Below are 26,480 nucleotides of genomic sequence, written 5' to 3'. Positions count from 1 at the left end.
TCTACCACCTCACCGAAGTTCCTCGACCTTCGAGGCAATGTCGTCCACGTCGTCGCTGGCTTCGCCAGCGTCAACGATGGCGGCGGCGGCACTGCCGACTTCGAGTCCGGCCGCGTGACCGACATCGTCCTGCGTCTCGACGAAGATGAAGGAAATTCCCTTCTCGTCGGCGAGTTCCGGCAGGTGCATGACGATTTCTTCCGGCTGGACGTCTTCAGCGACGTAAACGAGGTCGGCGTTGCCGCGCTCGACTGCCTTGGTCGTTTCGTTGGTTCCTTTCTTTACGGTTCCCGTGTCCCGTGCGACCTCGAGCGCGTCGAGCGCTCGGTCTTGGAGGTCGGCTGGAACGTCATAGTTGACATATACTGGCATGGTTGTTCACCTTTCCTACGCGCTGGCTCAGGCTCCCCTGCCGTTCGAAGTCCTGTGCGGCTAGGAGCATCATCAACCCCGCGTAGGTTGTACCCTTGAGTTGATGATGCCCCCATAAAAACGCTTTCAAATGAATGACGGAGTGCCACGCTTGCACATGCGCCTATGGCGGGTGATTTCGATGATTTCCGTCAGCGCTCTAAATCACCGGTCCACTCGTCGCGGAAAAGGCCGTAGAAGAACACGTCCTTGTGTTCTCGTAGAACTCTTCTACCTGCCCGTGGGAGTACGGCTGCAGGAACCCAAGCGATGTTCGCGGGTCTGGGTCGCTCCGTGCCTGTTGGAGAAGGTTAAGGTCGTCCCGTTCGGTGATTCGCAGTTCGATTCGCTCGCTGGAACAAAAAACGGGGCCGGGCATACAGAGACTGATACTGACCAGTGACAAAATCATTTCACTTTGACTGTCGAATCTCGAAGCCCAAAATCAGGTTCGAAACATCTCCGAGAAATCCGAATGAGGGTTTTGGGGATTCGGCGCGTACGTTATCTGAAATCATGAGTGGGGGAAACGTCGGGGAGGAACCGGAGCATCATCACCATCCGGCACCAGAGGACTGGCCGCGGGGATTCGGCGAAGCCTCGTGGTGGCCGTTCGTTTCGGCGTTCGGCGTAGCCGGTGTGTACGTCGGTGCGGGACTGTACATACTCAGCCACGGCGGGAACGACTACGTCTCGCCGCTGTCCAGCGCGACCGTTTTCGTCGCCAGCACGGTGGTCTTCCTCGTCGGACTGTACGGCTGGTTGTATCACGGGTTCGTCGGTCGGTACTGGAGTACCGAGGGAACCGGCGGAACGAAACTTCGGTGGGCGATGGTGCTGTTTCTCGTGACCGAAGTGGCGACCTTCGGCGCGGGGTTCGTCTATTACTTTTTCATCCGCACGGGCGCGTGGCCGCCGACCGGTCAGACCATTCCGCCGCTGATAAACTCGCTCGTCCTCGTCAACACGCTCCTCCTCGTCACGAGTAGCATCACACTTCACTTCTCGCACGTTGCGCTTCACCGCGGAAAGCGACGGCAGTTCGTCGGCTTGCTCGGCCTGACGGTGCTGCTGTCGTTCGTTTTTCTCGGCGGCCAGGTGTACGAATATTACGAATTCATCACACACGAAGGGTTCACCCTTACGTCCGGTGTGTTCGGAAGCGCCTTCTTCGGCCTGACTGGTCTCCACGGACTCCACGTTACGCTCGGTATCGTTCTCATGATGATTCTGCTTGGGCGCGCGGTCATCGGACAGTACAGCCCCGAGCGGGATACCTCCGTCAGCACCGTTTCGATGTACTGGCACTTTGTGGACGCCGTCTGGATATTCCTCGTGGTCTCCATCTACGCTGGAGCGTCGCTCTCTGGGTAATTTGTTGCAATTTTCCAATCACCACAAAGCATTTATTGCATGCTACGTACTGTGCATTTGGCGAGGTCCCCGCAACACCGTGCGAGCGGGTTGGCGCCATCACCTAACCCCACCTCGCCTCTACTCCTGACCTTTCATCATCCGACCGAAGAGAAACATCCTTGCAGTGGTCGGACTAATCCCACCCATGGACGTATCGTTGGCGGCTGCCCTGCGGGACGAGGCCCGCCAGTCGAACGAGCGACGGATGGTCGTTCTCGCAGGCGACCGGGACGCCGGATACGAGGCTGCTCGTGACGCGCTTGATGCCGCAGAAATCCCACCTAAAGAAACGGTACAGGTCGCCCCTCGGCGGGAACTCGACTGCGAGAAGGTCACCCAACACCGCGCCGGAAGCCTGCTCGGAACGACCCACGAGGCGGTCGTCTTCGACGCCCACGACGAACTCCGTCCGAACGCCCTAGGTCGCGTCGTCGGCGCGATAGACGGCGGCGGCCTGTTTATTCTGCTCACGCCGTCGCTCGACTCGTGGCCGAACCGCCGCGACGAGTTCGACGAGTCACTAGCGGTGGAACCCTATCGCGTCGAAGCCGTTTCCGGTCACTTTCGGATGCGTTTCGTCGCGACGCTCCGCGCGCACCCCGGTATCGCCATCGTGAACGTAGATTCGAGAACTGTCGAAAAGGACGGATTGACGAACCCTGCACCGAGGCTCGACTCCCGAGCGCGCTCGGGAATCGAGCGTGACTCGGTCGAAAAATTCCCGCCTGTCGCCTCCGATGCCTGCCTGACCCACGACCAACGTTCTGTCGTGAACGCGCTCGAATCGCTCCGCGAACCCAACCGCGCAGTCGTTGTGGAAGCGGATCGCGGACGGGGAAAATCGAGCGCTGGCGGCATCGCCGTCGGCTGTCTCGCCAGCGGAGGCGACGAGGTTCTCGTGACGGCCCGGAACTACCGAAGCGCCCGCGAGGTGTTCGTTCGGGCCCAAGCGATTCTCGATGCAATGGGAGAACTGGCCGATACGAACCACGATCCGCCGACGCGAATCGAATCGAAATCGGGCGGCGTCGTCCGATTCGAAAAGCCGACGACGGCAGTCGAAACGAACGCGGACGTACTGCTGGTGGACGAGGCCGCGGCGCTCTCCGTCGGCCTGCTGGACGGATTTCTCGACTTTTCTCGCGTCGCGTTCGCGACGACGGTTCACGGCTACGAAGGCGCGGGACGCGGCTTTTCAGTGCGGTTTCGCGACCGCCTCGCGGAAAGCGACCACGAGGTGACCGACGTGAGCATGGCCGAACCGATTCGCTACGCGCCCGGCGACCCCATCGAGGTGTGGGCGTTTCGCGCGCTCGCGCTCGATGCTCGGCCCCCGGTCGAACCGTTGGTAGAAGATGTGACTCCCGAGGGCGCCACGTATCGACAACTCGATGCCGAGGACTTGCTCGCGGACGAAAACCTACTTCGAGAGACGTTCGGCCTGCTCGTTCTCGCACACTACCGAACCGAACCGGCGGATCTCGCCCGACTGCTAGACGCGCCGAACGTCGCCGTTCGGGCGCTCTGTTGGAAAGGTCACGTCGTCAGCGTCGCCCTGCTCGCCCGCGAGGGGAATCTCCCGGCGACGTTGCGCGAGCGCATGTACGACGGCAAGCGTGTGAACGGAAACATGCTTCCCGACGTGCTGACGACGCAACTCCGCGATATCGAGGCCGCCGTGCCCGAGGGGCTACGAGTCATGCGAATCGCGACCCACCACGCGGTTCGCTCATCCGGATTGGGGTCGCGATTGCTTCGAGAGATTCGCCGGGAGTTTTCGGACGTCGATTGGCTTGGAACAGGATTCGGCGCGACGCCCGAACTGCTCCGATTTTGGCGCAAAAATGGCTACAATACGATTCAGCTTTCGACCACCCGGAACGACGCCAGCGGCGAGTATTCCGTTCTCATGCTCTCACCGGTGAGTGACGTGGGCAGCGAGTTGTACGACCGCCACGCACGCCGGTTTTCGGCGCGAATCGCGTCGGTGCTCTCCGACGCGATTTCGGACATGGAACCCGACGTGGTGCGCGAAGCACTGCGGGCGACCGAGGCTACCGTCTCGCTTTCGCTTTCCGACCCAGAATGGCGACACGTTTCGGCTAGTGCGTTCGGCCCCGGACAGTTCGACCACGACCCCGGCCCGTTCCGTCGAATCGCCGTGAAACACCTCATCGACCCGGTGAACGCTGATTCGCGCGTTTTATCCCTCCGACAGGAGCGCCTGCTGGTACGGAAGGTGCTACAGGCCCGGAGGTGGGATGAAGTTGCGGACGAACTCGGCTTTCACTCGACGGGAGAAGTCATGCGAGCGCTCGGGAAAACATTCCGACCGCTCGCGAGGCTGTACGGAAACGAGTCCGCAAAAGAAGAAATACGGCGATACGCCGACTAATCGAGTTTTCCGTCGCGCTAATCGCGTCGTTTGTCGCGTTCTGTCGCCCTCGAACTCGCGGTGAGTACGTACCGACTCATCGTTTTGTGCGCTCGCCGGAGTCGTTTCGAGAGCGCCTGTGGCGTAATATCGAGTTGTTCCGCCAGCTCGCTCAGGTTCGCCCTTCTCGGCACGTCGAAGTAGCCTGCGTCGAGAGCAACCGTAAGCGCGACTCGTTGTTTCGGCGTGAGCATGAACTGTCCATCTACGGTCGGCGCTTCGGGAGCGTACAGGCGTTTCAGTTCGACCGTCACGTCGCGGTCGTTGAGATTCTCCTGCAGTTTCGAGATGCTCTTTTGGTCGCTAAACCGTATTTGGAAATCCCAACCCTGTCTGGCACCGGTTCCGGTGATGATTATCGGGTCAACTTTCAGTATCTCTTCGATTGTGAACTGCGTTTCCCGACACCAACGAACGTGGTAGAGCGACCCCCCATCGAGTTCAGTGAGTTTGGTCACGTCCGTCGTCGTCGGGTCGTCTTGCAGAGTTGACTCTACGTCGTCTCCGGTTCGTCCGACAGTCCAAATGTACGGCATCGTCCAATCGGCTGGATGAACGACCATTCGTTCCAGTTCGACGACCATTCCGGGAACCGATTCGAACGTCTCCGAGAGCGCAAGCTCGTCTGCTGGAATCGTCACTTCGGCGATAACCGTCATTTTGTGGTAACCCCTCTAACCCGCATCGGAGACCGCGAAAGCATTCAATTTCCGTCGGGTTCTACGAGAACCCGACCTGTGCTCAGGATATGTATTCTACACCCACAGTACGTAAATCTAACCCGACCCTGATTCCGCGATGAGCCATCGTGATTATCAGAGAACAAATCATTCAAGGCATCGACATCAACGCTCTCGTGGAGTGGCGTCATCTCTGTCATCGACATCTCGGTCGCGTTTCCAACCGCGGTGACGACGCCGTCGGTGACGTTTTCTTCGTCATCCATCTCGTAGATGTACTCGGCGCGTTCCATCGTCTCATTTGTGTCCATGAGGAACGAAGTTTCCCAACTGCCCTGAAGAAGGGGGTTATTCTCGAAACCAGTTTAAACCACGTCCGACCGTGATGTGGATTAGCCTCGAAACCGTACACGCAATATGGCTTGTTCGGAGAACGACTGTGGGAACGAGGCCGCGGTTCGCCTCCATATCCCGTGGGACGAAGATCGCGAGGTTTGTACCGCCCATGCGCGGGTGTTGGCGCAACAGGACGGCGTCGTTGCGGAACCGCTCGAAGGCGTGGATTGGCGGTAGTGAAAAGGAAACGATTCTCGTTCGATACCTAACCTTCTACGGGATCGCGGACGATGAAACTCAGTTTCCTGGTGGATGAAGGGCGAGAACGGAGCGAGTGAAACGAGCGAAGTTCGAGGGCTTCGTTTGGAGTCGGCAATTGTCGCCGTCCTATTCGAACTTTCAAATCACAAAGAACGGCGGAGTTGACGGGTAGCTAGCTAATCTCAACTCCAAACGAAGCCTGCGAAAGACGGAGTCTTTCGCGGCCGAGGAAATCGAAGATTTCCCCCGACCCTCGGCCGTTCGTGGGGACGCCAAGAAACGCCTGCCCTTCCTTGCCGAGCGCGAAACTCGCCGTACTGGCTCGTTTCGCGCTCGTGGTCGCGTAGACTGTGAAATTTCTCGATAATGAATCTCGAATTCGCTCAGTCGTGGGCGTAGTAGGTCACAATCTCGCCATCGTCCTGACTATCTACCCTGACGAAGCCGACACGTTCGAACTGGACGATATCGTCCACGTCGGCGTCGGTGAAGTCGGGTTCCGCGTAGCCCTTCACGTCGCCGTCCATGGTTCGCATTCGGACAGGGACATTCTCCTCGGCGGGCACCCAGTGAATCACATCCACGCCTTCGTCGCGAACCGCGCCGATGTCGTCGCCCGTGTATTGGAGGGCGTCGCGGGTGTGCTGGAAACAGCCAAGACCCTTCAGCCAAATTCGGTCACCGTGGTCGGGAACGTCCCCTGATTCGATGCGGACTGCTTCGCCCGCCGGAATGGTTCGCGTGCCCCTGTCCTCGTGGTCTGGGTGAACCGCCGGTTCCGCGATTTCGGGATGCTCGCCGATGAGTGTGTACTCCACTCCGTCGCGGACGAAAAAGAATCTCGGGGCGTCGTCATCCACCAACTCGCGGTTGTTGGCATACACCGTGCTCATGGCTAAATCGACGTTGCTCGTGGAGGTGCCGAGTCCTACCATCGCCTCTGTAATCGATTCGCCCCGGATTCCTCGTCGGCGGACGCTCTGGAGCGTGGGTGCGCGCGGATCGTCCCAGCCGTCCAGTTCGCCCTTTTCGATGAGCTCGCCGATGGTCGAGGTGGACATTTTGATGTCGTACTCGTCCAACTGTACGTGCCCCCAGTGGATGACCTCGGGGTACTCCCAGCCGAAGTAGTCGTAGACGAACCGCTGGCGCTTCGCGGAGTCCTGCAAGTCGATACCTCGAATGATGTGCGTGATTCCTTTCAGATGGTCGTCGATGCCGGACTGGAAGTCGAGCATGGGCCAGCATCGGTGCTCCGCCGCTTCCTCCCGCGGATGGGGCGTGTCGATGATTCGGAACGCCACCCAGTCGCGCAGGGCCGGGTTTTTGTGTTCGATGTCCGTTTTCACGCGCAGTACCATCTCGCCGGAACCGTACTCCCCGGCGACCATGTCCTCGAACTCGGCCATCGTCGTCTCCACGTTCTTGTCGCGGTGCGGGCACGATTTGGCGTCGTTTTTCAGTTCAGAAAATTCCTCACCCGAACAGGAGCAGGTGTACGCGCCGCCCTTCTCGATGAGGTCGCGAGCGTAGTCGTAGTAAATTTCGAGGCGGTCGGAAGCCTTCATCACCTCGTCCGGTTCGAAGCCGAGATACTCGATATCCTCCAGAATATCGTCGTAGGCGTCCATGTCGGGACGTTTCGTCTCCGGGTCGGTGTCGTCGAACCGAACCAGCATCCACCCGTCGTAAATATCCTTGTACGTCCCGATGACGGCGGGCATTCGTCCGTGACCGATGTGCCACGGGCCGTTCGGGTTCGGCGCGCTCCGCATCCGAATCTGGTCGTACTCCTCCGCGTTCGGAAGGTCTGAAAGCACTCGTTCGTCTTCCTCGTCCTCGGCATCTAACTCTTCGACGAGTTCGGGGTCGAGTTCTGCGAGTCGCTCCCGCTTTCCTTCGATGTCCAACTGGTTCACCTGCCCGATGACCTTCCCGGCGACGCCCGGAACCTCGTTTCCGTGCTCGCGAAACTCCGGATTTTCACCCATCAGCGGACCCATGATGGCACCGACGTCCGCGTCGCTTTCGTGTTTCAATGCGTTGAACAGCGCGTGTTTTTCCGCCTCTGTTTCGACTCGGGCGCGTAAGTCGTCGTCCATTGCTGGATGGTTTGTGGGTCGGAATGAAAAACCTCGCTCTTTGGTACTCGGATCTGCTAAAAAACGGGTGACGTCGCGTATCAGTACTTCTTACAGTGTGGGTTCTTTTTCGGGGCTTTTCCTTGTGACTTCTTGCACGCAGGTACACCGTGTTTCGAGTGCTTTTTCTTTTTGTCCTTGTCGTACTTTTTGTCTTTCTTGTCGTCGTCGTATTTGTCGTCGCCACCGTAATCGCCGCCGCTCGCTACTGCCGCGCCGCTTGCGAGCGTCAATCCGACCAGTGCCATCAGTGCGATGCCGATCTGTAGCGTTCGTTTTCCTTTCATGCTTTCTCACCGGGTGAACAGGAATTTACCACTTCACTTGTACCGTTCCTGTTCAGCAATAACGCTCATTGGTATCCGGTATTATACCCGGAAATCGTTCTGACCGTTTACGATGCTTCATTCGCTGGCAACCCACCGTTTGTGTTATTGGATAGATTCGCAATCTAATGCACTTTATGTTGAAATTCGATTACTTACTCTCTTAAAATCGTGCTAACTTTTCAAGTCTAGTTTATCAATCAGTAACGCACATTACAAATAATGATGGACCGACGTTTCACACCGACAGAGGCCGATAGTAACCTCCTGCAACCGTTTTGCGCCAACAGAACTAGCGGAGGGATGGACCGTAGTGGCGGGAGCGTCGGAACAATATTCACTCTCTGTCTCCGATTCGGAATCCGAGAGCCGCTACTACTCGAATCGCAGTCGGAACACAAATCGAGCGAAGGCGACGGTCTCCGCGTGGCAAAATGGTTAGCGGTCGGCGTTTGCGGTTCAGTGTCCGCGTTCGATGAGATAGTCCGCGATTTCTTCGAGTAGATACCGTGATTCGTTGTCCGGAAGGACGCCGAGACGGTCTTTACCCCGCTGGACGAGTTCTTGCGCTTTCTCTCTCGCGTAATCAATGCTTCCGGCATCTTCGAGTCGCGCGACCGCGGCGTCGATTTCAGCCTCGGTCACGTCGCCGACATCGTCGGTTTCGACCAACGAATCCACATCGACGCCCTGTTTACGGGCGTGAAGCGTGATGATGGTCTGTTTGTTTTCGACGAGGTCGCTTCCGCGCTGTTTCCCGAGCTGCTCGCTCGGAACCGTCAGGTCGAGGACGTCGTCCTGAATCTGAAACGCGCGACCGACGTCGATTCCGTACTGGTAGAGTTCTTCGACGACTTCGTCGTCGGCACCGAGCAGGACGGCGGGAACTTTCGCCGCCGCTCCGTAGAGGACGGCTGTTTTGTTCTCTATCATCTCCAGATACTCCTCGGGGAGCACGTCCGGACGCTCCTCGAACGCCACGTCGAGGGCCTGTCCCTCACAGATTTTCGTACAGGTGGATGCGAGTACGTCCAGTGCGCGGACACAGCGTTCCGGCGAAGCCCCCGTGTCCAGCATGATCTCGAACGCTTTCGAATAGAGCGTGTCACCGGCCAGAATCGCAGTTTCAACGTCGTAAGCCTGATGAACTGCCGGAACACCCCGCCGCAGGTCGTCGTCGTCCATGATGTCGTCGTGGATGAGCGTAAAGGATTGAATGACCTCGATGCTCACCGCGGCGGCCATTACGTCGAGTTCAGTTCCGTCGAGCGCAGGAAACTTTCGGTAGGCTTCCGACATGGGTTCGACGTCGGCCAGCGAATCCGCGACCAACAACAGCACCGTCGGGCGGAGCCGTTTTCCCCCCGCATCGAGCAGATACCGCGACGCCTCGTAGAGGCGTTCCGGCTTGACGATGGGGAGATCTTCCTCGATGGCCTCGTTGACCAACTCGCGGCGCTGTTCGACCGTCTGCATGACGAGTTCTTCGCGTGATTCCGTACTCGCGTCAGTCATATCAATCGACAAGCTGGATGAGGTTGCCGTTTCGCGTAGCGTGGAGGTCTCTGCCGAGGCGATAGCCTTGGCTCTCACAGAGATCCACATACGGCGCGTAGCCCTTCATGTTCTGGTGGGCAGGGATGACGTGTTGCGGTTGGAGCGTGTCGAGCATTTCGTAGTGGCCTTCCTCGCGGAGGTGGCCGGAAACGTGCACGTCGTCGAAAATCCGCGCGCCCTGCATCTTCAGGAGTCGCTCGGACTGGTAGCGTTGTCCCTCGTTCGTCGGCTCTGGAATCACACGCGCGGAGAAGACGACCTTATCGCCGTCTTCCAGTTGATACGGCGTCTCGCCGCGACCCATTCGGGTCAACATTGCGCGTGGCTCTCCCTGGTGGCCGGTGACGATGGGCAGGTAGTTCTCCTTGCCCTCCTTCATAATTCGTTTGAACGTTCGGTCAACCGACTTGCGGTGGCCGAACATGCCCATATCCTCGGGGAAGTCCACGAAGTTCAGGCGTTCTGCGGTGCCGGAGTATTTCTCCATCGAGCGCCCGAGCAGGACGGGTGTACGGTCGATGTCCTGTGCGAACTCCACGAGACTCTTGACACGGGCAATGTGGCTGGAGAACGTCGTGGCTACGATACCGCCGTCGTAGTCTTGGACGCTGTACAGCACGTCCTTCAGGTGACGGCGAGCGACGGATTCGCTCGGCGTTCGACCCTTTCGGCCCGCGTTCGTACAGTCCTCGATGTAGGCGAGGACGCCGTTGCCCTCGCGTCCGATTTCACGGAAGCGCTTCATATCGATGGGGTCGCCGAGAACCGGCGAGTAGTCCATCCGTTTGTCCAGTCCGTAGACGATTGCACCCTCGGGAGTGTGAACCACGGGGTTGATTGCGTCGATGATGGAGTGGGTAACGTTGACAAATTCGAGTTCGACCTCGTCGCCCAACTGCATCGTTTCGCCAGCTTCCATCTTCATGAGGTCGTTTTCGACCCCGAACTTCTCCTCGCCCTGAATCTGCTGTTTCACCAGTTCGATGGTGAACGGCGAGGCGACGATGGGTGCGCTGTATCGGTGGGCCAACTTGCTGATGGCACCGATGTGGTCGAGGTGACCGTGCGTCGGGACGATCGCCTTCACGTCACCCTCGAGGTCGGACATGACCCGGTCGTCCGGGATTGCGCCCATGTCGATGAGGTCGAGGCTGTGTAGTTTTTCGGTCTCAACGTTGTCGTGAAGGAGCACCTTCGATAGGTTCAGACCCATGTCGAAGATAACGACGTCGTCTCCCGCACGCACGGCAGTCATCTGCCGTCCAACTTCTTCGTAGCCGCCAATGGTTGCGATTTCGATTTCCATAGTTGCTTTTCCTCAAGCATTGAAACGCCACGCGACGTGGCGGTTGCGTTGCTCACTGAAATCCTCGCGGGGCCGCGAGCGTCAGACCCCGGCGTCTTACAGCACGTCGGTCTGGCACTCGCGCGCGGCGGAGCCGCTCGCCCGCGAGTTGCCCAGTCTGAGCGCACCTACGCGCCCCGGTAATAAAAACTGCCGGGATTGTGTTCGTGGGGAGCGAGTAACAGGCTGAATGGGGGGGGGTTGGCTTCGACGAATTTTCACGTCTACTGCGTTATTATTTTATCCGTTCTACGGCTCCGCTTGGTGCTTTTCTTTTTCTGTTCGATTAGCAACTGCCGACATACGGAATAATTTCAGTAGAGCGATTTCCCAGTAAGTTTATCGTGACTAATAAATCACGACCCCAGTGAAACCGCGCCTCGTCCTCCCCAGCCTCCTCGTTCGCTCCTTCGTCGCTCGTCCACCGGAAGACCCCTGCTCGGTCGCTCCTTTCGCGGGCATGCGACTTCCGAGGTCTTCCTTCACTGCGTTCAGGAAGACCTCGCGCGGGCGAACCTATGGTTCGCCTTCGCGCGCCATACGATTCGTTTAAATTTCACGAATTTTCGCAATCTCCATGGCGTGTGCGCTGGCAGGCCCGAGGACACCTCGTCCGAGGGTTTGTCAGTTTTCGCGCGAGGGATGAGTGACCGAGCGCGAGCGAGGGAGAATCGGTTGGGGAGGCGTGTGGTCTGCGGCAGTGGCGGTCTCATTGGTGTCGTGAATACCGACCACCCAGAAACAGATCCACTATCCTGCTACTTAGAAACCCAATTCAACTACGAACAAAAGCCGAAAACAAAAGCCACAATCGACGATCGAGTTCGTCGCAGTCGCTAGTCGTCAGCACTAACAGGCGCGCCCTGCACCTCTAACTCACCGGAATCCAACTCCGCCTCCACCTCTCGCGCGGCTTGCACCATGTTCGCCATCTTGCCGTAAGCCACCTCGCGCGGGAGCAGTTTCAGGCCGCAGTCGGGACTCACGGTCAACTGCTCCGGCGGGACGATTTCCAGTCCTTTCTCGATGTTCGCCTTGATTTCCTCGACGGTCTCGACTTCGGCGGTGTGGGCGTCGGTCACGCCGAGCGCGAGGTTCGCGGTGAACTCTGGGTCGCGGAACACGTCCAACTGCTCGTAGTCGCCATTTGCCAGTTCGAGGTCGAACTCGTCCACCGGGAAGTCAAGAATTTCTGGGTAAATGCGCGAATAATCCCCGTAACAGACGTGCAGGCCGAGGTAGACGTCTTCGGGGATTCCGTCCGCGATTCGCTCCAGACACTCGCCGACGATGGCGTGATCGTCCGGCGTCGTCGCCAATGCGGGTTCGTCGATTTGGATGTAACGCGCGCCAGCATCCACCAGTTTCTCGATTTCCTCGTTGACCAAATCCGCGAGGTCGTAGGCCAGCGACGCCTCGTCCTCGTAGGCTTCGTTGAAGCTCCAACTCGCCAGCGTGTAAGGGCCGGTAATCGGCACCTTGACGGGGCGTTCCGCGACCTCCTTCGTGAACTTATATTCATCCACGAGCCACGATTCGTCGTACTCGACTTCGTCCACGACGCTCGGTTTGTCGAAGCAGTTGTGGCCCCACACCTTCACCGGGCCGTTGAACTCGTAGCCGTCGATGCGGTGGGCGAAGAACTCGACCATCTCGTTGCGCCGCATCTCGCCATCGACCACCACGTCCACGCCCGCCCGCTCGTGTTCGTCCGTGATGAGTCGGCAGGCGTCGTCTTTCGCCTCGTTCCACGCCTTCTCGTCGAAGTCCGCTTCGGGGTCGTCGGACAGGTCGCGCGCTCTGTCCACCCACTTCGGTTTCGGGTAGCTTCCGACGACGGTGGTCAGGATGAAGTGATCGTTGTCGTGACCGTCGGGTCGGAACTGCTCTCTGCTTTTATTGCTCATGCTTTCACCTCCTCTAACCGCGCGGCTTCAGCCAACGCATTCAGCTTCTCTTCGAACTTGCTATACGGCAGGTAGAACGTCTCGGTGTTCGTCGTCAGATACACGGTTTCGAACTCGTTGACTGGCGTGTTCTCCTCGAACCAATCGACGCGCTCGGCGACGGTTTCGGGCAATTCGACCAGCGTGTTCTGTCCGTCTACGAGCCCGAGCGAGACGGAATCCTTCGTCCCGTACTCGTTCACGTTGGACAGACAGCCGTCGTGGTCGCTGACGAGGTCGTAACCCACGGCGTCCACGTCGGCATCGAGCAGGTGCGCGTGAACCTTCTCGTCGAGCGACCCGAAGTATGGTTGGACGACGACTTCGGCATCGGTCGCATCTGCTACCACGTCGATGGCTTCGCTGGCTCGTGCGTCCTCGCCGTCTCCGGGCGGGTTTTCCACGAGCGACGGTTCGAGGAGGAACAGGGTTTCGATGTCCGGGAAGGCACCGACTTCACCGGCGAGAAAATCGGCGACTGCGGCGAGGAACTCCGTCTCGTCGTCGTAGAACTCGTCGGTCGCCAAATCCGCGAGCGAATATGGACCGGGGAGGACGGCTTGCACGTCGGCGGCGAGTTCCGCGGTCGATTCCAGCTCGGCCGCTACGTCGCCGTCGAAGGTGAGTTCGTCCACGACCACGGGGTCGCGGTAGAAATTGTTGTTGTCGTAGTATCGAACGATACCACCGGTTTCGACGGAATCGTGAACCGTGAGTGGGTGGGCGAGCATGTCGTCCCAGCGGAGTTGCCCCTCCACGATTCGGTCGAGTCCGGCGTCCTGCTGTACCGAGACGACTTCCTCGCGGGCCGTGTCGTACACGGCGGTCAACTCCGGGCCTTCGTCGCCGGAGATGAGGTCGTCTTTCTGGTGTCCTTTTAGGTCGGAGAGGTCGTCCTTCGCCCAGTCGGGAAGCGGAAACACACCCGGTGTGGTCGCGATGCGCTCGGTCATGTACCCGACCCTATGATATGCTGGTGTTTAATATTTTCCGTTCTAAAAAATGTCCATGAGTAATTGGTAACTCAGCGAACCAACTTCAGTATCGACAGCGTTTCGAAGGGAAACGATTCGTCGCGGAGCGCAACCACGCTGAATCCGTTCTTGCTCGCTCGGAAGACGACTTCCTCGACGCCCGACAAACTGCTCACCAAGAGATACACCCGACCGTCGGGCGCGAGGACACGCCCGACGGAATCCAAAAACGGGTCGATGACTTCTCTGCCCGATTCGCCGCCGGAAAGGGCGCGCTCCATCCAGTCGTCGCGCTCCTCGTCCGGGTCAGTCGGGAGATACGGCGGATTGAACAGTACGGCGTCAAACGCGCCGTCCCGAAACGGCGCGACGAGGTCGCCGCGAACCGCTTCGACTCCGCGCTCTCGCGCGTTCTCACACGCGTGTGGATTCACGTCCGACCCAAGGACGCGGGAGTTCGTCGCGTCCGCGACGAACTCCGAGACGTATCCCGACCCGGTTCCGACTTCCAGCACGAGGTCGTCGTTTCGTATATCCGCCGCCGCAACCTCCGCGAGCAGGTGGGAATCTTCCGCCGGTTGATACACGTCCGTCTCCATGCCGCGTCGTTCCGCGAGGTCAGTCATCCTTCATCTCCTCCGTCGCTTTCATCGTCATCATTCGTTTCATCGCCATCGCCACCGTCGCCGAATCGCCGTCCGGTATCCTCCCCGCCGTCCGCCGTCGGGCCGAGTTCGCGCTGTTGTTTACGGGCGATTTGAAACCCGCCCGTTTCCTGCCTGCCCGAGAGTTCGCGCTGTGGGTACGGAATTTTGATTCCTTCGCTGTCGAAGACCTCTTTTACCGCGCCCATAACTCTCGTTCGCGCGCGCCACTTGCGGCGCGCGCTCGGTTTATCTATCCAGAACCGCAGTCCGAGGGTGATTGCCGAGTCGCCGAACTCCTTCGTGACGACCTGTGGCGACGGAACCGTCAGCGCATTCTCCACGTCGTCCATCGCCTCCTCCGCCAGTTCTGCGGCCCGGTCTACGTCCGTCTCGTAATCGACGCCCACGTCCACCTCCAATCGGAGGCGACCCTTCTGACTGCGATTCGTGATGGTGCTTCCGCCAACCACCTCGTTCGGAATCATCACGAACTCGCCGTCGAACGTCTGGATTCGCGTGTTGACGATGGAGATGTCCGTCACGATACCTTCGTTTTCCTCGACTTCCACCCAGTCGCCGATTTCGAACGGGCGGGAGAACATAAGCATGAATCCCGCTAACAGCGACCCCAGCGTTTGGCGGGCCGCCATTCCGACCACAATACCGAGGAATCCGGCACCGACGAGCAGGCCGGTGAGGTCGACGTTCCAAAAACCGAGGACGGCCGCAAATGCGACGACGTACACCGACACCTGCGAGACACGAATCATCATCTGCGTCTGGTGCTGTGAAAACGTGTCGCGCTGTTGGGTCATGCGCCCGATTGCCTGTTTGATGATTCCGGCGGCGACGTACGCCGCGGCCAGCGTCACGACGGTCAGCGAAACGTTGATCGCCTGTTTCGCTTCCAAGTCCCGCTCCCCCGGGACGATGAGATCCGTCGTGACGATTTCCCAGAGAAACGCGAGCGTCGTCACTGCCAATAGGAGATACACGGAAACGCCACCGACGACGATGACGTTTGCCAGCGAAACCGGCATTCGTTCTTGCAACTGCGGGCGCGCCCGCCACGCGAGGAGGAGCACCGCGAGCACCGAAAGGGCGATGAAGGCGCTGATGAACACCCGAATGTCGAGGATGCTGAAATTCTGGAACTGCCGATACAGATTCTGTGCCATCAACCACCACCCCGGCCGTACTCGTCTGCGACCCCCGCCATCGCCGCGAACTGCGCGGGGGTGACGTTCCCGGCACGCTTTCTGAGGATGTCCTCTCCCAGCACGTCCGGGTCAGGGGTTTCGAGCGCGTCCACGACCGCGTCGGCATCGTCCAATCCGGAGATGTGCACCGTGTTGCGAATCGCGTTTCGAATCGTCTTCCGACGTTGGGTGAAGACGGCCTTTACGAAGTCGAGGAAGAAGGCTTCGTTGTCCACCTCGTAATCCGGAGTTCGCGGCGTGGTACGAACGATTGCACTCGACACTTCCGGCGCGGGCGAAAACGCCTCGCGCGGGACGATTTCCACGACTTCGATGTCGGCGTAATGCTGTGCGGTCACCGAAAGTCGTCCGTAGTCGTCGGTTCCGGCCTCCCCCGCCATGCGCTCCGCGAACTCACGTTGGAACATGAGGAGCATCGGATTTCCCAGCGGGAGCAGTCGGAACGTGATTTCGCTGGAGATTCCGTACGGAAGGTTGGCGACGCAGGCCGTAAAATCGGGAAGTTCGACGCTCAAGGCATCGCCTTCCGCGACCGTCAGCCGTCCGTCCTCGCAGTCATCCGCGAACTCCCGTCGAAGAAAATCGGCGAATTTCGGGTCGCGTTCGATGACCGTCACGCGGTCTGCGACCGCTAGCAAGCGGTCGGTCAGCACGCCCGGCCCGCCGCCGATTTCGAGGACGTGCGAGAAATCCATCTCCGTTCCGTACTCCGGTATTCGGTCAACGACTCGGTCGTCAACGAGGAAATGTTGGTCACGGTTCGGGTCGGCCCGGACGCCTGCCCGTCGAATCAAAGCGTCGGGATTCCTCGTACCGTGTTCCTCGTTTGGCGAACGTCCCATTAGTTTAGGTTTACCGGTGCGAGTGGCGTAAACCCACCGAGTTACCGCGGGAATCGGCCGCCATTCTCACTATCGTAACTTCCGATCCGGCTAAATGAACAGTGATTCGACCATGATTCGACGTAATCCTATTGTCCAAAATACAGTACGTGGAGCATCGACCGACTCGGCGAGAACGGGGTGGGACGCGCCTTCGGAGTTTGCGCAGAAGCATCTCGAAAGCGACGAAACGGAGTCGAACTAACCGAGCAGAACGGCGTGACGACGGGATTAGTCGCGACGCGCGAACGTCCGATATTTCAAGTCGTCTTCTCGAATCTCTTCGAGGATTCGCTCGACTAACACGCCCTCCGGGTCGTGTAAGCCCGAAACTCGGTCTTCGAGGTCGTCGAAGCTCTCGAAGGGTTTTCGCTTCCGCGCTTCGAGGACGTTGTTCCGCAGCTTCTTCCCGATTCCCGGAAGGAGATTCAACTGATGCAGCCGAAGAGTAATCGGTTGCGCGTCGTTGTAGAAGTCCACGAACCGCTCTTCGTCCCGTTCGATGATGTCAACCACGGCGTGTTCGAGTTCAGACTGGGAGGCGGACGTGAGGTCGTCGTACGCTATTTCGCGCAGTTTTTGGATGTGCTCGCGGGCTTCCAGCGGGTCGATGGGGATGCTGTCGCCGATGCCGACGCTCTCTTCCTTTTCGAGCGTGAGTTCGAGGAGGCGAAAGTCCGATTCGGTCAGCGCGTACGCGACTGGCTCTTTCTGGTACTGCGGCCTGTCGTCTTCCGCCCGTCCGTAGGGGAGAAAGTCGAGCACCACAGCCATTGCTTCGCGGCCACTCTCGGATTCACTCATTGCAGTACAGTACGGCGACGAGTAACTTAAAGAATCGGTGAAGTCACTCGTACTTCGCGACGACGTTCAGAATCTCGTCCAACTCGTCGCCCGAAAGTGCGAAGCGCTGTTGTGCGTAGATAGCCCGCAGTTCGTCGCGGTCTTTCGGCAGGAGGTCGGCGATTTTGAACGCCGTCGGTTCGTCCACCTTTTCGAGTTCGAGCAGGTCGTCCACGAGTTCATGCGACTCTTCGGCGTCCAAGGCGGCAAAGCGGTTGACGTGCTCGATGGCCCGCGAGAGGTTGTACGGCATTTCGCGGGTTTCGTCCAGCGCACGGTCTTGCTCGATGTCCGCGAGCAGTTCCTTGGCTTCCGCCGTAGTGAGATGATCCTCGTGGAGCTTTTCCTTAAAAATCGTCATGCGTTATTCCTGTGCGCGGAGGTGTGCTGGCTTCGTGATGAGCGTCTTCTCTTTCTTACCATCGACGATAAGGACTTTGTACGCTTTGCCCTGCTTCCCAGCGACTTCACCCGTGCGGCCGTCGAATCGCGGGTGGAAGCGACCTTTGCGGACGCTCGGGTCGATTTTGAGGTGGACTTTCTGTCCGTCCTCGAACTCCTGTACCGCACGCTGTGGCGGCGAGGTGCCGCGTTTTCGGGGGTCGTTCGAGAGCTTTTCGCGAGTACTGTGGTTGGGTCCGTGCGAACTCGGCATAGTCGTATGACGCTCTTGTTCGGTGACCGTTATAAAACGTCCGTTCCACGACGACGAGAACACCAGTGGTGAGTAGTTTGTGATGTTTTGTTTGGTTGTGTAGAATTCTTTGTTGCTTGTGAACAGTCGCTAGCTGTTGTATTTCCAAAGAAGTCCTAAGTAGCATATTTTCGAGAGAGTCGCTAGGTAATCATGACTCCAATCAGACCGCCACCGCCTCCGCAGGCCACGTCCTCCCCAACCGACTGCGTTTCTCACTCACTTCGTTCGTTGCGATACTCATCCCTCGCGCGGCTTTGACACGAACACGACCTTCGGACGTGAAGTCCTCAGGTTCGTGTCAGCACGCGCCACCATAGTTGGGTTTCTTGAATCCGCGCAAAGATCACTTTGGCGCGTGCGACGGCAAGCCTGAGGAAATCCGAAGGCCTGCCGATTATCACGCGAGGGAGTCGGTTGGGGAGGCATGTGGACGGATGCGGTGGCTGTAGCGGTTTCATTGGAGTCGGCAACAGCTAGCAATACGGTAGCAAAACGTATCATCGTAGCCTATCTCAGAATACTGTTTCAGAAGTAATATGAAAATATACCAGTTCCTGAAAGCGACGATTCCGACGCAGAAGGGCAAGAATAACCTGTCCACACTGCATCCCCTCATGCATGACCGACAGCGACGATTTCCAGTTCGAAACGCGCTCCATCCACGCAGGACAGGAACCCGACGAGGAAACGGGCGCGCTGATGACACCCATCTACGCCAACTCGACCTACGTGCAGGACGGCCCTGGCGACCACCGCGGCTACGAATACTCGCGCACGGGCAACCCGACGCGCACCGACCTCGAAGATAACCTCGCCGGCTTGGAGGGCGGCGAGTTCGGGCGCGCTTTCTCCAGCGGGATGGGTTCCATCAACACCGTCTTGAACCTGCTTTCCTCGGGCGACCACGTCATCGCCAGCGAGGACGTGTACGGCGGCACCCACCGAATCTTCACGCAGGTGTACGCGGATTACGACATCGAATTTTCTTTCGTAGATATGACCGACGCGGACGAGGTGTCCGACGCGGTTCGCGACAACACCGAACTGCTGTGGGTCGAAACGCCGACGAACCCGCTACTCAACGTCGTAGACATCGCGGCGATGGCCGACATCGCCGAGGACGCCGACGCGCTCTGCACCGTGGACAACACCTTCGCCACGCCGTACCTCCAGCGTCCGCTCAAACTCGGCGCGGACATCGTCTCACACTCCTTGACGAAGTACCTCGGCGGCCACTCCGACGTGGTCGGCGGCGCGCTCGTCACTGACGACGAAAAACTGGACGAGCAGATCGGTTTCTACCAGAACAGCGTCGGTGCGACCCCCGGCCCGCACGACTGTTTCCTCGTCCTCCGCGGAACTAAGACCCTCGGCGTTCGAATGGATAGACATTGCGACAACGCACGCGATATCGCGGCGTGGTTGGACGATCACGCAGCCATCGAGACGGTGTACTACCCCGGACTCGAATCCCACCCGAACCACGAACTCGCGGCGGAGCAGATGGACGACTTCGGCGGCATAGTGAGCTTCGAACTCGACGCTTCGCTCGAAGAGGCCGCGGAAGTCGTGGCCGAGACGGACATCTTCACCCTCGCGGAAAGCCTCGGCGGCGTCGAATCGCTCATCGAACAACCCGCGACGATGACCCACGCTGCGATTCCGAAAGAAGAGCGACTTGCCGCGGGACTGTCGGACGGACTCATCCGAGCGAGCATCGGTATCGAACACGTTGACGACCTGAAAGCCGACCTACAGCAGGCGTTCGACGCGGTGCTGAACTGAAGTTCGGTCAGCCGAATCTTTCAGGCAGGTTGCCCCCGTCACCCGTCACATGGAACTCGACCAGCACGTCTATTCGTTCCCGCTCACGTTCGACCGCGGCGACCACGAAACGACGATTCATCCGTCCGGCGTCGAAACGGATTCCGGACTCGTTCTCCTCGATGCGGGTTTTCAGGGGCAGATAGAGGATTTGGAATCGGCACTGGCGGAACACGGATTCGAACTGGACGACGTGGAAATCCTGATTTTGACTCACCAAGACGGCGACCACGTCGGTTGCGCGGAGGAGCTCATTTCCCGAACCGGGGCAACTACGGTCGCCCATCCGCGGGATACGCCTGCTATCGAGGGCGACGAAGACCCCATCAAATCCTCCGGCGACCGCTACCCGCCGGTTTCGGTGGACGTACAGGTAGTCGAGGATGTCGTCTTCCGAACCGAGGCGGGCCCGCTGCGAGTCATCGAAACGCCGGGACACACCCCGGGCCACATTTCGCTCGCGCTTCCCGAAATCGACCTGCTTTTCGCCGGTGACGCGACGGTCGCCGACGATGATGGCCTCGCCGGGCCGAACGAGCGATTCACGCCCGAAATGGAGGAGGCAATCGACTCGCTCGGCAAACTCGCCGAGTTGGACGCGAATCAAATCCTCTGTTATCACGGCGGATTCGTGGAGGGTGACGGCGCTGATATTCGAGAGATATACGAGTCGCTCACGGAGTGAAACGGCAAAAACGAAAAGAGTCGGACGGCCAGATGACCGGAACTATATCCGACCGACGTTCTGCACTTCGACGCTCTCGACTTGTTCGACGGACGCGAAGCGTTCTTCGACGGCTTCCGTGCCGCCCGCATCGTCGGGGACGATGACGGTCGGTAGGAGCGCGACGAGACCGAACGCGACGTTGTCGCGCTCGAAGCCGTTGATTTTCGCTCCTTCCGGAAGCGAATCCTCCAGTTTCTCCTGCAGGTCGTCGAGGTCGATTTCGGGGCTCTGCGGCATAACCTTGATTTTGGCGGCTACTTTTCCCATAGTTTACGGACCGAGGAACCCACAGTCGGGGCACTCGTAGAGGTTGCTCTGTTTGCGGCACTTTGCACAGCGGTAGATGGTCTGCCCGCAGTCGGGGCACTTGAACGACGCGGCGTTCGTACCGGAGATATTAATCCCGCACGAGACGCATTTTCGCGCCTGCTTTTGCGTCTGACTCATACCTCCACGTTCCGCCGCGCGGCTTTTAACGCTTCCCTTCTTGATTCGGAAAACGGTCGGCAAAAACGCGCCTTAGAACGCGCCCGTCTCGACGGACGTCTCTGCGTGGAGGCTGTCTTTCAGCGCGTCGTGAACCTTACAGAGTTCGAACGCGCGGTCGATGACGTTCTGGGCCGTTTCGTCGTCGGTCTCGGCTTCCCACTTGATGTCGAACGAGACGGCGTCGAGTTTGTCGTCGTCGTTCAGGTCGCCATCTACCGTGATTTCGATTTTGCCGAGGTCGCCGGCGTCGCGCTGTTCGCCGCCGACGCGGAGGGCCGGTACGTAGCACGAGCCGTAGGCCGCGAGCAGCGTTTCGAGCGTGTCGGGTGCCTCTTCACCCGTCGCGTCGATGGTGAGCGAAAAGTCGCGGACGTCGTTCTCTGCGCTGTAGCCCTCTTCGGACGTGGTAGTGACTTCTGGCATTGCAGTTTGCAAATCTGGCGCGACACTCCTAAGGTTTGTTCTTCCGGCTTCGTTTGTTAGGGGGAGATGGATGGTTTGGCGTTTTCTGTTTTGCTGGTTTCTTCGGAATCGGTTTGTTTGGGTTGTCGGTAGCAGTTGCCGACTCTAATTGTACAAATCCCTGTGGAACTCAGTTATGAACCGTTTAGATTTTTTCAATTAGTGATAGCAGTTGCCGACTCCAATGAAACCGCCTCCGCACCGCGAGAGCCACACGCCTCTCCAACCGATTCCGTTCCTCGCTTCGCTCCGGTACTCATCCCTCGCACGCTGTCAGCACAGGCCCTCGGACGACCGCTGTCCTCGGGTCTGCGCTAGCGCGCACCAGGTAACTTGATTGGTCTGACACGGATGCGCCAGCGCACTCGCACGAGGGGTGAGCGAAGCGAGCACCGAGTGCAATCCCTGCGCTGGCGGGGAGGTGTGGGGACACTGGCGATGGTGGGGCAGGCATCGGTGGCTGAAGGGCGAGTGAGCGACGGAGGAGCGAACGAGGGCCGGGGGAAATCGAAGATTCCCCCCGGCCTCGGAAGACGGGACGTCTTCCCGTGGCTTCGTTTGGAGTCGGCAACCGCTCGAAGAGCAGAAACCAACAACCCCACACGAAAATGTTGCTCAAACTAGTATCCGCATTTCCAACTAAAAAGAATATCCCGTGAATCGAACTCTTAGTACGAGAGTTCTTCGGAGAGGTCGAACGACTCTTCGCCTTCCAACACTCGAACGTCGGTATCACAGCCTGCCGCATCGACCTCTTTCGCGAAGTCTTCCGGATCTTGCTCGATTGGCGGGAACGTGTCGTAGTGCATCGGGAACGCGAAATCGGCGTCCAGCCAGTCCACCGCGATGGCGGCCTGCGCCGGTCCCATCGTGAAGTGGTCGCCGATCGGGAGGGCAACCGCGTCGGGTTCGAGGTACGGACCGATGACCTCGCGCATCTCGACCATCAGCGAGGTGTCGCCAGCGTGGTAGAACGTCTCGCTCTCCTCGTCCGACACCTGCGTCGGTTTCGTATCCGAGATGACGAACCCGGCGGGCATGCCGCCGGTGGCTCCGTAGCTCGTGTCGATGCCGTTGGTATGGTCTGCGCGAACCATCGTAACGAAGGCGTCGCCGCATTCGACGGTTCCGCCGAGGTTCATTCCCATGCCGCCGACAGCGTTGTACTCGCCGAATTCGTCGTTACAGTAGCCGACGAGTTCGGGGGTCGCAACCAGCGTGGTTCCTTCGTAGCGGTCTACGTCGCCGATGTGATCCGCGTGCCCGTGCGTGAGAAGGAGGTAATCCGGGTCGAGTTCCTCCGGGTCGGTGTCCGTCTTCGGATTGTCGAAGAACGGGTCGATGAGGAGGTCGGTATCGCCGACTGTTACGTGCCACGTCGAGTGCCCGTACCAAGTGAGTTCCATAGTGCGGTTTCAGGTTTGGCGTAATTCGCCTTAAAGGATGTTGGCGATGTGTAGGGGGTTACCGGAGTCCGAACGATTTAGGCATCCGGATACGACAGCCAGCACATGAAACGAGTCCGATTCCGCGACCCGGCAGGTTCGACCAGAACCGGCGAATGGATTGACGGAGAAATCCGATTCGCCAACGACAGCTACGACCCGGACGAAGTGGAAATTCTCGCGCCGACCGACCCCACGAAAATCGTCTGCGTCGGTCTGAACTACGCCGACCACGCGGCGGAGCGAAACAAGAATGTTCCCGACCGACCGCTCTTGTTTCTCAAACCGCCGAATACGGTGGCTTCCCACGGTGACACTATCACGCTCCCCGCCGGAAAGGAGCGAATCGACCACGAGGCAGAACTCGGCATCGTCATCGGCGAGCAGTGCCGCAACGTCGCGGAGGAAAACGCCATGGACGCGGTGGCGGGGTTCACGTGCGCGGACGACATCTCAAACCGCGACGACCAAGACCGCGAGCAGAACTGGGTTCGCGGAAAGGCTTTCGACAACTCCTGTCCTCTCGGCCCGGTCATGGCGACTCCCGACGAAGTTCCAGAGGATGCGGCGGTCAGACTGCGCGTGAACGGCGAACTCCGACAGGAATCTTCACGAGACCAGTTCATCTTCTCCGTGCCGGAACTCATCGCGGAAATCACCACCTACCTCACGCTCGAACCCGGCGACGTGGTCATCACCGGCACTCCAGCGGGCGTTGCGCCGCTTTCCGACGGCGACAGCGTCGAAGTCGAAATCGAAGGCATCGGAGCGCTTTCCCACGACGTTCGGATTCCCTGAGATCCGGTCGTTTCCAACACTTCTCCGATTTTCGTTTTTCGACGTCGTCACTGACGAAGGTTCGAAAACAAAGTAAAAACAGCTAGTCCTCGATTACAGCGAGTCCCACGCCTTGAACGCGCGGTTCCACGAGGTGATATCCGCAATCCAGCGTGCGGCGATAACCTTCTTCAAAACCTCTGCCGGAACCGAACTGAACGTGCTAATCGGTAAGTCCATTCCGCCAGCCTTGACGTTGTGTGCAACCGCGTCGTCACCGATGGAGATGACGGTCCCCTTGTCGTTGAACGTCCACGTTTTGAGCGGTTGTCCGCGGATTTCACGCGCGATGTTCTCGCCGACGACCTCGGCGGCCTGCCACGCGGCCTGCGCGGTCGGCGGTGCCGGGTTCTCGCCCTGGTCGATGATGGCGCTGTCGCCGATGGCGAACACGCGGTCGTCACTGGTCTGGAAGTTGGCCTCCGTCGTGACGCGGTTGTGCTGGTTGTCGAGGTTGCAGTCGTTCAGTGCTTTCCGTCCCGTGACGCCACCGGTCCAGACGAACACGTCGTAGTCGAGGGCTTCGCCTTCGTCGAACTGAATTTCTTCCTCGGTGGCTTCCGTAATCGGGTCGTCCGTGAGGATGTTGATGTCCTTTTCGAGGAGGTGTTTTTTCACCGTACCCTGGAGTTCCGGGTCTTGCCCGGGCATGATTTCGTCCATCGCCTCGACGAGGTAGATGTCGATCGGCGCGCGGTGTTTGTCGCGGTACTCCGCGATTTCGCCCGCGCTCTGGATGCCAGACAGCCCGGCCCCGCCGATGACGACTTTCGCGGGGTCGTTGCGGGATGCAGTTTTTGCGGCCTCCTTGACTTGGTCGTGGATTTCGAGCGCGTCGTCCAGTCCTTTTAGCGTGAGCGCGTTCTCGGCCATGCCGGGGATGCCGTAGAACGCGGTGTCGCTGCCGAGAGCGACGAGCAGATAATCGTAGTTGAGGTCGCTGTCGTCTTCGAGCTCGACGGTGCGCTCGTCCGTGTCGATGCCCGTGACGATGTCCTGTACGAACCGAGTGTTCGGGGATTTAACTTCGTGGACCGGGAGCGTGATTTTGTCCTTAACCCGTGGGTCGCGGATGACCCGGTGGGATTCGTGTAGTACGAGATGGTAGTCGGTGTCCGACACCCACGTGATGTCGGCGTCATCGAGTTCCGCTTCGAGTTGCTGTATCGCTCCGGCACCAGCGTAGCCAGCACCGAGAACGACAACCTTCGCAGTCATACCAGAATCTCTGGAGTCATGCGATACAAAGGTGTTGAAACCCGAAGCAGGGTGCGAGACAATCTCACTCTCGGGTTGCCCTCATTCGTTGGCTGCAAGCTTTAAAAGCAATCGCGCTCAACGTTCCAACACTATGGATAAGCAGGATTTGCGGAAACAGGCACACGACTTGGACGTAACCGTCTGGGTCGGAAAGAGCGGTCTCGGTGCCGTCACCGAAGAACTGCAAAATCAACTGAAAAACGAAGACCTCGTCAAAGTGAAGTTTCTCCGCGCGGCCCGCGGCGGGTCTTCGACCGACGAACTCGCGGAGGAACTGGCAGATGAGGTGAGCGCCGACCTCATCGAAACACGCGGGAATACAGCGGTCTACCACTGATGCAACCCGAAAACGGTGACGACGCGAACACGGCAGTCAAGACGATTCTCAATAGTCTCGGGTTGGAAGGGGAGATCGCAGGACTGCTGGCCCAAATTCTCGTCTTCGTTGTCGCGTTCGCCGCGCTGTATCTCGTCGGGCGCACCGTCGTCATTCCGCTCGCCAAGCGTCTGATGGAGAAACGCGGCTACGAGGAGAGTGTCAAAAATCCGCTCACCAAAGTCACGCAGTTCGGCGTCCTGTTCGCGGCGGTCGCGTTGGCGTTCGGTTTCGCTGGCTTGGGGGACTTCCTTACGGCGTTCGCAACCGTCGCCGCCGCCGCGACGCTCGCAATCGGGTTCGCCTTACAGGACATCCTCGCCAACTTCGTCGCCGGCGTGTTCATCTTCACGGACAAACCGTTCAAAATCGGCGACTGGATAGAGTGGGACGGCGGAAGCTATTCAGGTATCGTCGAAGATATCGACCTTCGAGTGACTCGCGTGCGAACCTTCGATAACGAACTCCTCACCGTGCCAAATTCGGTTTTAACCGAAGGCGTCATCAAAAACCCCGTCGCCAACGACGAACTTCGTATCCAGTTCCTCTTCGGCATCGGCTACGACGACGACATCCACCGAGCCACCGATATCATCGTCGAAGAGGCCGAAAATCACTCCGAGATTCTGGACACTCCCGAACCGTCGGTTCGACTCACGGAACTCGGCGACTCCGCGATTGGTCTCAAATCTCGATTCTGGATTGCCGACCCGAAACGCGGTGACTTCGTGAAGACTCGCAGCGAGTACGTCACCGCCGTCAAGGAGCGATTCGATACGGAAGGTATCGACATGCCGTACCCGCACCGCCAACTCGCCGGCGGCCTCGAAATCGCCAACCCAGCCGAATTACAGACACTGAGCGGCGACTAACCGAACGGCTGCGGACGATTGTTTCAGCGCTTATGAAAGAGCGTTGAAGTAGTTCGAACCGTATTTCCATCGT

General features: G+C 59.0%; 30 protein-coding genes. 9 read left to right on the top strand and 21 right to left on the bottom strand.

The window, feature by feature from the left end; genetic code table 11:
- Positions 1-9 precede the first annotated feature (9 nt).
- Both rpl7ae and LIX15_RS18775 read right to left on the bottom strand, forming a co-directional pair.
- Entirely contained in the window at positions 10-372 is a 363-nt protein-coding gene (gene rpl7ae, locus LIX15_RS18780) for a 50S ribosomal protein L7Ae (RefSeq protein ID WP_227775005.1), read from the bottom strand.
- A gap of 199 nt (positions 373-571) precedes the next feature.
- Complete coding sequence (locus LIX15_RS18775; RefSeq protein WP_227775003.1) at positions 572-790, bottom strand: hypothetical protein; 219 nt, start codon at positions 788-790, stop codon at positions 572-574.
- A gap of 137 nt (positions 791-927) precedes the next feature.
- On the opposite strand from LIX15_RS18775, the gene LIX15_RS18770 reads away from it, so the two are divergent.
- Entirely contained in the window at positions 928-1,785 is an 858-nt protein-coding gene (locus LIX15_RS18770) for a cytochrome c oxidase subunit 3 (protein WP_227775002.1), read from the top strand.
- A gap of 187 nt (positions 1,786-1,972) precedes the next feature.
- Positions 1,973-4,222, top strand: a complete 2,250-nt coding sequence (gene tmcA / locus LIX15_RS18765) for a tRNA(Met) cytidine acetyltransferase TmcA (protein WP_227775001.1) — start codon at positions 1,973-1,975, stop codon at positions 4,220-4,222.
- Between the two features lie 17 nt (positions 4,223-4,239).
- Here tmcA and LIX15_RS18760 read toward each other — a convergent pair whose 3' ends face one another.
- On the bottom strand, positions 4,240-4,920 hold the full coding sequence (locus LIX15_RS18760; protein ID WP_227774998.1) for a helix-turn-helix domain-containing protein: 681 nt from the start codon (positions 4,918-4,920) through the stop codon (positions 4,240-4,242).
- Between the two features lie 44 nt (positions 4,921-4,964).
- Positions 4,965-5,252, bottom strand: a complete 288-nt coding sequence (ddfA, locus tag LIX15_RS18755; RefSeq protein WP_227774996.1) for a DdfA family disk-determining factor — start codon at positions 5,250-5,252, stop codon at positions 4,965-4,967.
- 106 nt (positions 5,253-5,358) lie between these two features.
- Here ddfA and LIX15_RS18750 point away from each other — a divergent pair, with 106 nt between their 5' ends.
- On the top strand, positions 5,359-5,514 hold the full coding sequence (locus LIX15_RS18750) for a DUF8014 family protein (protein ID WP_227774994.1): 156 nt from the start codon (positions 5,359-5,361) through the stop codon (positions 5,512-5,514).
- Between the two features lie 407 nt (positions 5,515-5,921).
- On the opposite strand, the gene LIX15_RS18745 is transcribed toward LIX15_RS18750, so the two are convergent.
- The 4 genes from LIX15_RS18745 to LIX15_RS18730 form a co-directional block, all read right to left on the bottom strand.
- The gene (locus tag LIX15_RS18745; protein WP_227774992.1) at positions 5,922-7,640 is read right to left on the bottom strand and encodes a glutamate--tRNA ligase; all 1,719 of its coding nucleotides are present in this window, start codon (positions 7,638-7,640) and stop codon (positions 5,922-5,924) included.
- A gap of 80 nt (positions 7,641-7,720) precedes the next feature.
- Complete coding sequence (locus tag LIX15_RS18740; protein WP_227774990.1) at positions 7,721-7,966, bottom strand: hypothetical protein; 246 nt, start codon at positions 7,964-7,966, stop codon at positions 7,721-7,723.
- A gap of 498 nt (positions 7,967-8,464) precedes the next feature.
- Positions 8,465-9,520 carry a geranylfarnesyl diphosphate synthase gene (gene idsA3, locus LIX15_RS18735; protein WP_227774988.1) on the bottom strand — a complete coding sequence of 352 codons (1,056 nt, stop codon included), beginning with the start codon at positions 9,518-9,520 and terminating at the stop codon, positions 8,465-8,467.
- A 1-nt stretch (position 9,521) separates the two neighbouring features.
- Positions 9,522-10,868, bottom strand: a complete 1,347-nt coding sequence (locus LIX15_RS18730; RefSeq protein WP_227774986.1) for a ribonuclease J — start codon at positions 10,866-10,868, stop codon at positions 9,522-9,524.
- A gap of 36 nt (positions 10,869-10,904) precedes the next feature.
- Here LIX15_RS18730 and LIX15_RS18725 point away from each other — a divergent pair, with 36 nt between their 5' ends.
- Positions 10,905-11,051, top strand: coding sequence for a hypothetical protein (locus LIX15_RS18725; protein ID WP_227774985.1), 147 nt, complete (start codon positions 10,905-10,907; stop codon positions 11,049-11,051).
- A gap of 692 nt (positions 11,052-11,743) precedes the next feature.
- Here LIX15_RS18725 and LIX15_RS18720 read toward each other — a convergent pair.
- The 8 genes from LIX15_RS18720 to LIX15_RS18685 all read right to left on the bottom strand — a co-directional run bounded on the left by LIX15_RS18720 (position 11,744) and on the right by LIX15_RS18685 (position 18,073).
- Positions 11,744-12,814: a methionine synthase gene (locus LIX15_RS18720; protein WP_227774983.1), complete on the bottom strand. Its 1,071-nt coding sequence runs from the start codon at positions 12,812-12,814 to the stop codon at positions 11,744-11,746.
- Positions 12,811-13,806: a 5-methyltetrahydropteroyltriglutamate--homocysteine methyltransferase gene (locus LIX15_RS18715; RefSeq protein WP_227774981.1), complete on the bottom strand. Its 996-nt coding sequence runs from the start codon at positions 13,804-13,806 to the stop codon at positions 12,811-12,813. Before LIX15_RS18715 ends, LIX15_RS18720 begins: the two co-directional genes overlap by 4 nt.
- A gap of 71 nt (positions 13,807-13,877) precedes the next feature.
- On the bottom strand, positions 13,878-14,453 hold the full coding sequence (locus LIX15_RS18710) for a HemK2/MTQ2 family protein methyltransferase (RefSeq protein WP_227774979.1): 576 nt from the start codon (positions 14,451-14,453) through the stop codon (positions 13,878-13,880).
- Positions 14,450-15,652, bottom strand: a complete 1,203-nt coding sequence (locus LIX15_RS18705) for a mechanosensitive ion channel family protein (RefSeq protein ID WP_227774977.1) — start codon at positions 15,650-15,652, stop codon at positions 14,450-14,452. The genes LIX15_RS18710 and LIX15_RS18705 overlap by 4 nt, the downstream gene beginning before the upstream one ends.
- The gene (locus tag LIX15_RS18700) at positions 15,652-16,536 is read right to left on the bottom strand and encodes a 16S ribosomal RNA methyltransferase A (protein ID WP_227774975.1); all 885 of its coding nucleotides are present in this window, start codon (positions 16,534-16,536) and stop codon (positions 15,652-15,654) included. Before LIX15_RS18700 ends, LIX15_RS18705 begins: the two co-directional genes overlap by 1 nt.
- 270 nt (positions 16,537-16,806) lie before the next feature.
- Positions 16,807-17,379 (bottom strand): DUF655 domain-containing protein, encoded by a 573-nt coding sequence (locus LIX15_RS18695; RefSeq protein WP_227774973.1) that lies wholly within the window; start codon positions 17,377-17,379, stop codon positions 16,807-16,809.
- 43 nt (positions 17,380-17,422) lie between these two features.
- Positions 17,423-17,779, bottom strand: a complete 357-nt coding sequence (locus LIX15_RS18690; RefSeq protein WP_227774971.1) for an RNA polymerase Rpb4 family protein — start codon at positions 17,777-17,779, stop codon at positions 17,423-17,425.
- Positions 17,780-17,782: 3 nt separating this feature from the next.
- Positions 17,783-18,073 (bottom strand): 50S ribosomal protein L21e, encoded by a 291-nt coding sequence (locus LIX15_RS18685; RefSeq protein ID WP_227774970.1) that lies wholly within the window; start codon positions 18,071-18,073, stop codon positions 17,783-17,785.
- A 660-nt stretch (positions 18,074-18,733) separates the two neighbouring features.
- Here LIX15_RS18685 and LIX15_RS18680 point away from each other — a divergent pair.
- Both LIX15_RS18680 and LIX15_RS18675 read left to right on the top strand, forming a co-directional pair.
- Positions 18,734-19,900 carry a cystathionine gamma-synthase gene (locus LIX15_RS18680; protein WP_227774968.1) on the top strand — a complete coding sequence of 389 codons (1,167 nt, stop codon included), beginning with the start codon at positions 18,734-18,736 and terminating at the stop codon, positions 19,898-19,900.
- Positions 19,901-19,949: 49 nt separating this feature from the next.
- Positions 19,950-20,624, top strand: coding sequence for an MBL fold metallo-hydrolase (locus LIX15_RS18675; protein ID WP_227774966.1), 675 nt, complete (start codon positions 19,950-19,952; stop codon positions 20,622-20,624).
- 42 nt (positions 20,625-20,666) lie between these two features.
- Here the strand turns inward: LIX15_RS18675 and LIX15_RS18670 are convergent, their stop codons facing one another.
- From LIX15_RS18670 to LIX15_RS18655, 4 genes are all read right to left on the bottom strand, one after another.
- Positions 20,667-20,933 (bottom strand): elongation factor 1-beta, encoded by a 267-nt coding sequence (locus LIX15_RS18670; RefSeq protein ID WP_227774964.1) that lies wholly within the window; start codon positions 20,931-20,933, stop codon positions 20,667-20,669.
- A 3-nt stretch (positions 20,934-20,936) separates the two neighbouring features.
- Complete coding sequence (locus LIX15_RS18665; protein ID WP_007978781.1) at positions 20,937-21,113, bottom strand: HVO_2753 family zinc finger protein; 177 nt, start codon at positions 21,111-21,113, stop codon at positions 20,937-20,939.
- Between the two features lie 72 nt (positions 21,114-21,185).
- The gene (locus LIX15_RS18660; RefSeq protein WP_227774962.1) at positions 21,186-21,578 is read right to left on the bottom strand and encodes an OsmC family protein; all 393 of its coding nucleotides are present in this window, start codon (positions 21,576-21,578) and stop codon (positions 21,186-21,188) included.
- A gap of 707 nt (positions 21,579-22,285) precedes the next feature.
- On the bottom strand, positions 22,286-23,023 hold the full coding sequence (locus LIX15_RS18655) for a metal-dependent hydrolase (RefSeq protein ID WP_227774960.1): 738 nt from the start codon (positions 23,021-23,023) through the stop codon (positions 22,286-22,288).
- A 105-nt stretch (positions 23,024-23,128) separates the two neighbouring features.
- Between LIX15_RS18655 and LIX15_RS18650 the strand changes: the two genes are divergently transcribed.
- Entirely contained in the window at positions 23,129-23,860 is a 732-nt protein-coding gene (locus tag LIX15_RS18650) for a fumarylacetoacetate hydrolase family protein (RefSeq protein ID WP_227774957.1), read from the top strand.
- A gap of 93 nt (positions 23,861-23,953) precedes the next feature.
- Here LIX15_RS18650 and LIX15_RS18645 read toward each other — a convergent pair whose 3' ends face one another.
- Positions 23,954-25,117: an NAD(P)/FAD-dependent oxidoreductase gene (locus LIX15_RS18645; protein ID WP_227774955.1), complete on the bottom strand. Its 1,164-nt coding sequence runs from the start codon at positions 25,115-25,117 to the stop codon at positions 23,954-23,956.
- A gap of 133 nt (positions 25,118-25,250) precedes the next feature.
- Between LIX15_RS18645 and LIX15_RS18640 the strand changes: the two genes are divergently transcribed.
- Positions 25,251-25,496, top strand: coding sequence for a YhbY family RNA-binding protein (locus LIX15_RS18640; protein WP_227774953.1), 246 nt, complete (start codon positions 25,251-25,253; stop codon positions 25,494-25,496).
- On the top strand, positions 25,496-26,407 hold the full coding sequence (locus tag LIX15_RS18635; RefSeq protein WP_227774952.1) for a mechanosensitive ion channel family protein: 912 nt from the start codon (positions 25,496-25,498) through the stop codon (positions 26,405-26,407). The genes LIX15_RS18640 and LIX15_RS18635 overlap by 1 nt, the downstream gene beginning before the upstream one ends.
- Positions 26,408-26,480 lie beyond the last annotated feature (73 nt).

The organism is Haladaptatus pallidirubidus (genome assembly GCF_020700235.1).
Classification (GTDB): Archaea; Halobacteriota; Halobacteria; order Halobacteriales; family Haladaptataceae; genus Haladaptatus; species Haladaptatus pallidirubidus.
The sequence above is the reverse complement of the archived record's forward strand: the minus strand, read 5'-3'. Positions and strand labels throughout refer to the sequence as shown.